Source organism: Roseicyclus sediminis (assembly GCF_025515305.1).
Taxonomy (GTDB): domain Bacteria; phylum Pseudomonadota; class Alphaproteobacteria; order Rhodobacterales; family Rhodobacteraceae; genus Roseibacterium; species Roseibacterium sediminis.
The window spans coordinates 16862-26659 of sequence record NZ_JAOPHT010000004.1 but is presented as its reverse complement, the minus strand read 5'-3'; the positions used below and the strand labels follow the sequence as shown (position 1 = coordinate 26659).

Annotated in this window: 11 protein-coding genes; 3 read left to right on the top strand and 8 right to left on the bottom strand. The window is 68.0% G+C overall.

Annotation, left to right across the window (positions count from 1 at the left end; translation table 11 throughout):
• Positions 1–52: 52 nt before the first annotated feature.
• The gene (locus N8I71_RS07185) at positions 53–1273 is read left to right on the top strand and encodes a UbiH/UbiF family hydroxylase (protein WP_262877279.1); all 1221 of its coding nucleotides are present in this window, start codon (positions 53–55) and stop codon (positions 1271–1273) included.
• A 6-nt stretch (positions 1274–1279) separates the two neighbouring features.
• Here the strand turns inward: N8I71_RS07185 and N8I71_RS07180 are convergent, their stop codons facing one another.
• The 3 genes from N8I71_RS07180 to N8I71_RS07170 are packed head-to-tail and all read right to left on the bottom strand — an operon-like array spanning position 1280 to position 3029.
• The gene (locus N8I71_RS07180; RefSeq protein ID WP_262877278.1) at positions 1280–2068 is read right to left on the bottom strand and encodes a hypothetical protein; all 789 of its coding nucleotides are present in this window, start codon (positions 2066–2068) and stop codon (positions 1280–1282) included.
• A gap of 47 nt (positions 2069–2115) precedes the next feature.
• Positions 2116–2577 (bottom strand): Lrp/AsnC family transcriptional regulator, encoded by a 462-nt coding sequence (locus tag N8I71_RS07175; protein WP_262877277.1) that lies wholly within the window; start codon positions 2575–2577, stop codon positions 2116–2118.
• On the bottom strand, positions 2574–3029 hold the full coding sequence (locus tag N8I71_RS07170; protein ID WP_262877276.1) for an Lrp/AsnC family transcriptional regulator: 456 nt from the start codon (positions 3027–3029) through the stop codon (positions 2574–2576). The genes N8I71_RS07175 and N8I71_RS07170 overlap by 4 nt, the downstream gene beginning before the upstream one ends.
• 139 nt (positions 3030–3168) lie before the next feature.
• Between N8I71_RS07170 and ilvC the strand changes: the two genes are divergently transcribed.
• Entirely contained in the window at positions 3169–4191 is a 1023-nt protein-coding gene (gene ilvC, locus N8I71_RS07165; RefSeq protein WP_262877275.1) for a ketol-acid reductoisomerase, read from the top strand.
• 63 nt (positions 4192–4254) lie between these two features.
• On the opposite strand, the gene N8I71_RS07160 is transcribed toward ilvC, so the two are convergent.
• From N8I71_RS07160 to N8I71_RS07145, 4 genes are all read right to left on the bottom strand, one after another.
• Positions 4255–4719 (bottom strand): CAP domain-containing protein, encoded by a 465-nt coding sequence (locus N8I71_RS07160; RefSeq protein ID WP_262877274.1) that lies wholly within the window; start codon positions 4717–4719, stop codon positions 4255–4257.
• Positions 4720–4927: 208 nt separating this feature from the next.
• On the bottom strand, positions 4928–6268 hold the full coding sequence (locus tag N8I71_RS07155) for an 8-oxoguanine deaminase (protein WP_262877273.1): 1341 nt from the start codon (positions 6266–6268) through the stop codon (positions 4928–4930).
• Positions 6265–7110, bottom strand: a complete 846-nt coding sequence (locus N8I71_RS07150) for an inositol monophosphatase family protein (protein WP_262877272.1) — start codon at positions 7108–7110, stop codon at positions 6265–6267. The genes N8I71_RS07155 and N8I71_RS07150 overlap by 4 nt, the downstream gene beginning before the upstream one ends.
• 97 nt (positions 7111–7207) lie before the next feature.
• Positions 7208–7594 carry a helix-turn-helix domain-containing protein gene (locus N8I71_RS07145; RefSeq protein ID WP_262877271.1) on the bottom strand — a complete coding sequence of 129 codons (387 nt, stop codon included), beginning with the start codon at positions 7592–7594 and terminating at the stop codon, positions 7208–7210.
• A gap of 294 nt (positions 7595–7888) precedes the next feature.
• Here N8I71_RS07145 and N8I71_RS07140 point away from each other — a divergent pair, with 294 nt between their 5' ends.
• On the top strand, positions 7889–8854 hold the full coding sequence (locus N8I71_RS07140; RefSeq protein ID WP_262877270.1) for an NADPH:quinone oxidoreductase family protein: 966 nt from the start codon (positions 7889–7891) through the stop codon (positions 8852–8854).
• 12 nt (positions 8855–8866) lie between these two features.
• Here the strand turns inward: N8I71_RS07140 and N8I71_RS07135 are convergent, their stop codons facing one another.
• A complete protein-coding gene (locus N8I71_RS07135) occupies positions 8867–9721 on the bottom strand; it encodes a LysR family transcriptional regulator (protein WP_262877269.1) in 855 nt (284 codons plus the stop codon).
• Positions 9722–9798 lie beyond the last annotated feature (77 nt).

Genomic DNA, 9798 nt, shown 5'->3' with positions numbered 1-9798 from the left:
AGGACAGAGTGCCGCGTCGAAGCGCATGGGCCCCCGCCCTATCTTCCCGCCCATGAACGAGATCGTGGATATCGACGTCTTCGTGTCCGGTGGCGGTGTCGCCGGGTTGACCGCGGCCATCGCCTTCGCACAGGCGGGCTTCCGCACGCTTTGCGCCGACCCGGCCCCGCCCGTGACCAACCGCGAGGCCAAGGGTGCCGACCTGCGCACCACGGCCTTCCTGCAGCCCAGCCAGGCCTTCCTCGACCGGATCGGCCTGTGGGATCGTCTGGCGCCCCACGCCATGCCTCTGCAGGTCATGCGCATCGTGGACGCGGGCGGCGAAGTGCCGGAGCCGCGCGTGGCGCACGACTTCGACGCCGCGGACATCTCGGACAAACCCTTTGGCTGGAACCTTCCCAACTGGCTGCTCCGGCGCGAGATGGTGGCGCACCTCGCCACGCTCCCGCTCGCCGAGTTCCGCCCCGGCACGGGGACCGCGCATGTCCTGACCCGCGCCGAGGAGGCGCGCGTGACGCTCAGCGATGGAACGCGCCTGCGCGCGAAGCTGATCGTGGGGGCGGACGGACGCACATCGCCCGTGCGGGAGGCCGCGGGGATCGGGGTGCGGACGCTGCGTTACGGGCAGAAGGCGCTGGCCTTCGCCGTCACCCACCCGATCCCGCATGAAAATGTCTCGACCGAGATCCACCGCTCGGGCGGCCCCTTCACGCTGGTGCCGCTGCCGGACTGGACCGGCGAGGACGGGATCGCGCGCCCCTCCTCCGCCATCGTCTGGATGGAGCGCGGGCCAGAGATCAAGCGCCTGTTGGCGCTGGATATTCCCGAATTCGAGGCGGCGATGACGGAACGCTCCGCGCATCTCTTCGGTCCGCTGAAACTGGTGTCGCAACGCACCGTCTGGCCGATCATCAGCCAGATCGCCGACCGGATGGAGGGCGAGCGGACCGCACTTATCGCCGAGGCGGCACATGTACTGCCACCCATCGGCGCACAGGGCCTGAACATGAGCCTCGCCGACCTGCGGACGCTTCTGGATCTCGCGGAGGCGCATCGGGACGACCCGGGCGCCCGCCCGCTCCTGCAGCGCTACGCCCGCGCGCGGCATGCCGAGGTCGTCGCCCGCGTGACCGGGATCGACGCGCTGAACCGCGCCTCGATGGTCGAGGCGCAAGGATTGAGGGACATGCGGATGCGCGCGCTCGACGCGATCTATCGCGTGGCGCCCGTCCGTCGGGTCCTGATGCAGACCGGGCTCGGCGCCCGGGGCTGATTTCCGTCAGAGACCGCGCAGCAGACGGTCGGCCGCCCGCATCGCGGCATCGTATTCGTCAGCCGTCGTGCCGTCAGCCATGGCGAAGTTCATGATCCGCTCGACCATCAGCGGCGAAACGAAAGTCTCGCACAGCATCCGCCCCGCACCGGTGGACCAGGTGCCGGGGAACAGCGTGTCACGGCGCCCCGCACGCCCCCACAGACGCGACAGCGCGGCGGGAAGCTCGGGATCGGCCATCGCCTGCCGCAGCAAACGCTGAAGCGGCCAGCCGCCATCGGACAATAGCTGCATCGTCTCGAAAAGACCGAGCGGCCAGTCCTCGTCGATGATAGCCCGGTCGAGCATCTGGCCCGCAAACCGCTGCAGGAAGGCCCACTCGGCCTCGGGCCAGCTGTCGGCACGACCCGGGGCGAACTGCGCCATGGCCCGGCCAAGGTCCTCACCCTGTGGAAGGTGGCCCGCGGCCAGCATCTCGAGGATGCGCGGCAGAAGGAAACGGAAGACCGCACGATCGGTCCGCGAGACGACCTGGATACCGGAGCGTCCGCGCTCTTCTCCCGCGGCACGGGCCAGCCAGGCGGTCACGTCCTCGGATGTCCAGTCGCGCGCGGCACGCCCAGAAAGCAGCCGGGCCTGCGCCCGATCTGCGCAGAGCGCACAGGAACATCCCGGCGCATGACGCGGCGCGGGTCGGTCGAAACGGCGGTAGGCCTCTTCGACAAGGCGATGGAACGGGCCACCGGACGCGACGCGGACGGGGCGCTGGGGCGGAATGTTCTGCTCGTGTTTCATGAGGTGAGTCTGAGCAGATGATGTTGGCGGCTGTATGGCCGAAATGCTTAGCCAATTGGGCCGGGCCGCCTTTCTTCGGACAAAAGTACGTTCGCCTCGACACCGCCCACGCCCGGCAATGTCATGATCCGCCGCCTCAGCACGCGCTCGAAATCCGGCAGGTCGCGCGCCACGACGCGTAGCCGGTAGTCATATAGGCCGAGGACATGCTCGACGGTCTGGACCTCGGGAATAGCCGAGACTGCGCGCTCGAAATCCTCGAGGCTGACGCGCCCCTTCGCGGCGAGCTTCACGCCCAGGAACACGGTCACACCGAAGCCCAGCGCCTCGAGGTCGAGGTCGAGTCGCCGCGGGCCGAGGATACCCGCCTCCGTCAGTCGCCGGACCCGCCGCCAGGCCGCCGACTGGCTGAGTCCCACGCGCCGCCCAAGCGCGCTCGCCTTCAGCGTCGCATCCTCGCTCAGCGCGCGCAGGATCGCGCGGTCGGTGGCGTCGAGATCCAGGCTCATAGCGGCAGGGTCTGCTCGTTCTTGATCGGGGCGACGTGCATCAGCGCCTCGATGTCGGCGATGTGCGGCAGGGTCAGGATGCGCTCGCGGTAGATCTCCTGGTAATGCCCCATCGTGCGGGCAATCACGGCGAGACGCGTGTCCACCCGGCCGAGGAAGGTCTGGATCTCGGTCACCTCCGGGATCTCGCGCGCGGCGGCGATGAACTCGTCGAAGGACCGCGGCGCCGTCTTGTCGAGCGTGATACGCAGGGAGACCAGCACCGAGTAGCCGAGCGCGGGCCAGTCGATCTCCATCCGCTGCCCCTTGAGCACGCCCTGCGCCTGCAACCGCTCAAGCCGCGCGTAACAGGTGGCCAGCGGCAGCCGCACCGCCTCGGCCAGCTCCGCGATGGGTTGGGCGGGATCCGCCTGAAGTCGCCGCAGGATGCGCCGGTCGCGGTCGTCGAGCATGATTTTTCTCGATTTTGGTCTAATGGTGAGTGATTTTCTAGAGCAGGCGGCAAAAAGCTGCAACATCCGTGCAGCCATCCCCGCCCGGATCCGCCATGGTGCGCCCGGAATGACCGGCAGTTGCCAGGAGGAGAGAGACATGCGCGTCTATTATGATCGCGATTGCGACGTGAACCTGATCAAGGACAAGAAAGTGGCGATCCTGGGCTACGGCTCCCAGGGGCATGCCCATGCGCTGAACCTGCGGGATTCGGGCGCGAAGAACGTGGTCGTCGCGCTGCGCGAAGGCTCGCCCAGCGCCGCCAAGGCCACGGCCGAGGGCCTGCAGGTCATGGGGATCGCCGAGGCCGCCGCGTGGTGCGACCTCATCATGTTCACCATGCCCGACGAACTTCAGGCCGAGACCTACCGCAAGTACGTGCACGACAACCTGCGCGAGGGTGCCGCCATTGCCTTCGCTCACGGCCTGAACGTGCATTTCGGCCTGATCGAGCCGAAGGCAGGCGTCGACGTCCTGATGATGGCGCCCAAGGGCCCCGGCCACACGGTGCGCGGCGAATACACCAAGGGCGGCGGCGTGCCCTGCCTCGTGGCCGTGCACAACGACGCCACCGGCAAGGCGCTGGAAATCGGCCTGTCCTATTGCTCGGCCATCGGCGGCGGGCGCTCGGGCATCATCGAGACGAACTTCAAGGAAGAGTGCGAAACCGACCTTTTCGGTGAGCAGGCGGTGCTGTGCGGCGGCCTCGTCGAACTGATCCGCATGGGCTTTGAGACGCTGGTCGAGGCGGGTTATGCCCCCGAGATGGCCTATTTCGAGTGCCTCCACGAAGTGAAGCTGATCGTGGACCTGATCTACGAAGGCGGCATCGCCAACATGAACTACTCGATCTCGAACACGGCCGAGTACGGCGAATACGTCTCGGGCCCGCGCATCCTGCCCTACGACGAGACCAAGGCGCGGATGAAGGCGGTGCTCGACGACATCCAGCAGGGCCGCTTCGTGCGCGACTGGATGGCGGAATGCAGTGTCGGTCAGCCGAGCTTCAAGGCGATCCGGCGCAACAACGACGCCCACCAGATCGAGGCCGTGGGCGAGAAACTGCGTGGCATGATGCCCTGGATCACCGCCGGCAAGATGGTGGACAAGTCCAAGAACTGAGACCGCGCCGAGGCGTGGAATGGAAGGTCCCGGGAGGAGGAGCCCGGGGCCTTTTTTCTTGTTTCAGCAGGGCCTTGCGAGCACGAGGACCCAGACCGATCCCGCCCGCGCGAAGCCGTATTGCGTCACCTGCGCGTTCAGGATGTTCGCTCGGTGGCCGGGGCTGTTCATCCATTCGGCGACTACGCTGCGGATGTCCGGCTGACCGCGCGCGATGTTCTCCGCCGTCAGGCAGGAGCGGTATCCGGCGCGCGCCGCGCGGCTGCGCGGGGTCGATCCCCCGGGGCCCGCATGGCTGAAGTTGCCGGTGCGGCTGAGGTACTCGGCATGCGTCTCGGCCGCGGCCTGAAGCGCCGGCGAATAGCCGAGCGGCCGGACGATCCCGTTTTGCGCCCGCTGCAGCGACAGTTGCGTGCCCGCCGAAGCGATATCTACGGTCTCACCCGCCGAGACGCGCTCGGTCCCGGGCGCGGGCGTGCAGGCCGCAAGGGCGGCCGCGAACAGAAAGGGGAGCGTGAAGCGGCGCATGTCGGGGCTCCTTGCCGTGAAACTGCCTCGGCCGCAGGATGCGCGACGCCGCCCCTGACGGCAAGGGCAGGGTGACTCGAATGCCACCGATCACCGGGGCCTCGCCGACGGTCGCTTGTGGATCGAATTGAATGAATGCGGGAAAGTGGAAAACTATTGGCCGATTTTTCCGCACTTCACAGCCGCAAACATTGCAATTACACAAGCCTCAACCCGCAGCCAAGGCCTCGGCAAGGGCCCGCTGACGATGCAGGATCGTGTCGAGATCGGTCGTGACGAGTTGGCCGCCCCGCACGACAGGACGTCCCTCGACGAAGAGGTCGCGCACCCGGCTCGGCCCCGCCAGCAGGAGCGCGGCAGGGTCCCAGGAGCCAGCGGCCTCTACCCCGGTCATGTCCCAGATCGCCAGATCGGCGCGGAACCCCTGCACGATCTGCCCACATTCCGTCCCCCGCCCAAGGATTTCGGCGCCGCCACGTGTGGCAAGCCGCAGTGCGGCGCGGGGCGAGAATGCCCCGGCACCCGAGGCGACGCGCTGAAGCAGCATCGCCTGCCGGGCCTCGGCCACGAGATTGCCGCTGTCGTTGGAAGCGGAACCATCGACGCCGAGCCCCACGCGCACACCTGCGCGCCGCATCGCGGCCACGGGCGCGATACCCGAGGCGAGGCGGCAGTTGGAACAGGGGCAATGGGCGACTCCGGTGGAGGTTCTGGCAAAAAGATCAATCTCTTGCGCGTCGAGCTTCACGCAATGGGCATGCCAGACATCAGGACCGGTCCAACCGAGATCCTCGGCGTATTGCCCGGGCCGGCAGCCGAATTTCTCGAGCGAATAGGCCACGTCCTCGTCGTTCTCGGCGAGATGAGTATGCAGCATCACGCCCTTGTCCCGCGCCAGAAGCGCGGCGTCGCGCATCAACTCGCGGCTGACCGAGAAGGGCGAACAGGGCGCGACGCCGACCCGCACCATCGCGCCGGGCGCGGGATCGTGGAATGCATCGATCACGCGGACGCAGTCCCTCAGGATCGCCGCCTCGTCCTCGACCAGCGCGTCGGGCGGCAGCCCCCCGGCCGACTGCCCGATCGACATCGCGCCACGGGTGGCATGGAACCGCAGGCCGATCTCGCCCGCCGCCGCGATCGTGTCGTCGAGCCGCGCCCCGTTGGGAAAGAGGTACATGTGATCCGACGTCATCGTGCAGCCCGACAAGGCGAGCTCGGCCAGCCCCGACAGGGCGGAGACATGGAAATGCTCGGGCGTGAAGCGCGCCCAGATCGGGTAGAGCGCCTGCAGCCAGCCGAACAACTCCGCGTCCTGTGCCGCGGGCACGGCACGCGTCAGCGTCTGGAACAGGTGGTGATGGGTGTTCACAAGGCCCGGCGTCACCAGGCAACCGCGTGCGTCGACGACACGTGCACCGCCCTCAAGCCCTTGGCCGACCTCGATTATCTGTCCGTTCCGGACCAGGATATCGGCGTCCCGCAGCTCCGTCCCGGCATCGTCCATGGTGACGATGCAGGCCGCACCGCGGATCAGGACCTCGCTCACTGCGGCACCTGCCGCAGGATCTCCAGCGCCTCGGCGTGAACCGCCGGGCCCGAGGCCGCCAGGACCCGGCCGCCGCCATGGGCCGGCCCGCCCTGCCAGTCGGTGACGATGCCGCCCGCCGCCTCGATCACCGCGATCGGCGCGCAGATGTCGTAAGGGTGCAGTCCCGCCTCGATCACGAGATCGACCTGCCCCGCCGCGATCAGAGCATAGGCGTAGCAGTCCATGCCGTAGCGCGTGAGCTTCACCGCATCGCGCACGGCCTCGAAGCCCGCGCGCTCGGCGGCGGATCCGACCTCGGGGAAGGTGGAAAAGAGCGTTGCGGCATCGAGCGCCGCGGCAGGACGGGCGCCAAGCCCGCGCCCACCCCGAGGGCCGGTCAGGCGCGCCCGCCCAAGGCCGCCCTCGAACCGCTCGCCGATATAGGGCTGGTCGATGATGCCATAAAGCGGCCCCACGGCATCGCATAGCGCGATCAGGACACCCCAGGTCGGCGTGCCGGTGATGAAGCCCCGCGTCCCGTCGATCGGGTCGAGCACCCAGGTCAGACCCGAGGTGCCGGGAACGTCCTCCGCCTCTTCGCCGAGGATGCCGTCCGCTGGGCGGCGTTCGGCGAGAATCGCGCGCATCGCGGCCTCGGCTGCGCGGTCTGCCTCGGTCACGGGATCGAAACGGCCTGCTCCGAGAAGGCTCTTGTCCCGGGTTTCGAGCCCCTCGGCGCGGAAATGGCGCAAGGTCTCGCGCCGCGCGGCTTCGGCAAGGGCGTGGGCGGTGGCGATGACGGAGGGGATGTCGCGATCGGGCAGGCGAAAGGCGCCGGTGTCACGGGATTGGGATGACATGAACGGGCCCTTGACGTCCTTCGGCGGGGCCGCCGGTCTGGAGGCGGCACCGGTCGAAGTTGCATGACCCCGGCGCGGGGTCAAGCCGGGGGCTGCCTCAGGCGGCGGCCTCGGACAGGACGCGCGCCAGTTCGAACAGGCGGCGGCGCTGGTTTTCGGGGATCGCGTAGTAGGAGCGGATAAGCTCGAGCGCTTCCTTGTCGGCGAGGATGTCGCCGGGGAGTGCCGCGTCGGCGCCGTCCTGAGCGGGTTCCGCCGCCTCGCCCTTCTCCATGCCTTCGAAGAAGTAGCTGACCGGCACCGAGAGCGCCTCGGAGATATCCCACAGCCTGGACGCGCTCACGCGGTTCATGCCCGTCTCGTATTTCTGGATCTGCTGGAACTTGATCCCGACCTTTTCGGCCAATTGCTGCTGGGTCATGCCAACCATCCAACGGCGATGGCGAACCCGCTTGCCGACGTGAACGTCCACTGGGTGCTTCACGAAGCTCTCCTCATGTGATGTCAAACCTTGTCATGCCGTCCTGGTCCCTGGAGCAATACCCTGTGGCGAGTACCGCTCAACTCACGCGACAGTTGGGGAGGTAGCGCGGCGCGTCCCGGGATCAATCCCAAGTGGAACGCTTTCCCCGACAAGTCAGTCTCGATACATCTGAACGTGCGTACCCCGTCACCTTACTCGCCCAAAGCGTGCATTGCAACGCAGCAGCGCGGCATCTGGCCCGGCGGGGTGGCGCGCGCTAGGGTCGGGCGAACTCGATAGGGGAGGAAACGGAGGATGAAGGCGTTCCGTGTCACGGCATTTTCGCAGGCGCCGGCGCTTGCCGAGGTCGAGCAGCCCGAGGCCGGGCCGGGCGAAGTGCTCGTTCGGATCGCCGCCTGCGGTCTCAATTTCGCCGACCTCCTCATGATGCAGGGAAAGTACCAGGACACGCCTCCGCCCCCGTTCACGATGGGCATGGAAATCGCGGGCACCGTCGAGGCGACGGGTCCGGGCGTGACCGCGCCCGCGCCGGGCACGCGCGTCGCGGTGTTCGCCGGCGCGGGCGGGCTGGCCGAGTTCGGGGTCTTCCCGGCGGCGCGCTGCGTGCCCATCCCCGACACCATGCCCTTCGAGGAGGCGGCGGGTTTTCTCGTGGCCTACGGCACGAGCCACCTTGCGCTGACCCGCCGCGCACGATTGCGCGAGGGCGAGCGCCTTCTCGTTCTGGGCGCGGCGGGTGGGGTCGGCCTGACGGCGGTCGAGCTTGGCGCGGCCATGGGCGCCGAGGTGATCGCGGTGGCGCGCGGACCGGACAAGCTTCAGGCGGCGCAGGCGGCGGGCGCCCGTCACCTGATCGACGCGCGCACGGCCGACATAAGGTCAGAGGTCAAGGCGCTCGGCGGGGCCGACGTGGTCTACGACGCGGTCGGCGGGGGCATGTTCAACGAGGCGCTCCGGGCCACCAACCCCGAGGGGCGCATTCTGGCGATCGGCTTTGCCAGCGGTGAGGTGCCGCAGATCCCGGCGAATCACCTGCTGGTCAAGAACGTCGACGTCATCGGCTTCTACTGGGGCGGCTACATGCGGTTCGCGCCGGATGTCCTGACCGGCAGCCTCGCCGAGCTCATGGCGATGTACGCCGAGGGGCGGCTTCGCCCGCATGTCGGGGCAACGCGGCCGCTGGCCCTGGCGGACGAGGCGCTGGCCCTTCTGAAGGACCGCGGCGTGGCCGGGAAGGTCGTGGTGACCATCCCCGGATAGGCCGCTTGCGCCTCACATGTTGCGAAAGGCATGTCGGATCGCGTCGGTCAGCGCGTCGATCGGCGTGCCGCGCGCCAGTTCCGCACGATAGAGGTTCACCTTCACCCGCGGCAGGTCGGGCAAGGCGCCGTTGTGGGCGATACGCTCCACGTAGGGCGGTTCGGTCCCCTCGATGCAGGAATGGACCGCGAGATCGGCCGAGACCGAGGCCTCCACGGTGCGGATCGAGTCGCTTTCGACCGCCATCTCCCAGGAGATCGCGGCCCGGTCGAGCGCGTCCTGGACGCCACGACGGAAAATGCAGGCATGTTCGAAGGCGAGCCGAAGGGGCCGCTGCTTCCAGACCTGCCCGTTCTCCGCACCGACCCAGACGAGCCCCCGCTCGATCAGGGTTTCGCCGCCGTGGTCGACGTCGTCCTCGGTCGTCAGGATGACGTCGATCTCCCCCCGGTCAAAAAGCTCCTTCAGGCGCGAAGTGTACGAGGAGACGAGCTGCACGCGCATACGCGGAAAATCCGTGGCGAAGCGCTGCAACACCTGCGGGATGGCGGGATAGACGATGTCGTGCGGCACCCCGAGCGTGATCTGCCCCGTGTAGTCGGGTGCGGTCAGCCGGCCGAGCACCTCGTCGTTGAGATCCAGCATGCGCCGCGCGTAACCCAGCATCTGCTCGCCCGCCCCGGTCAGCAGCAGCCGCCGCGTCGACCGGTCGAAAAGCGAGACGCCCAGCATCTCTTCCAGCCGCTTGAGCTGCATGGAAACGGCCGATTGCGTGAGGTTCAGAAACCCCGAGGCCTTGGTCACGCCACCGGCATCCACGACGGCCACGAAGGCGCGGATGGCGGTCAGATCGAGATTGCGCGGCATATCAGATTCCGTGATTCAGTTTATCAAAAGCATTCGTTTTCAACATGAGCTGCAGCGCAGCATATATCAAGTATCGA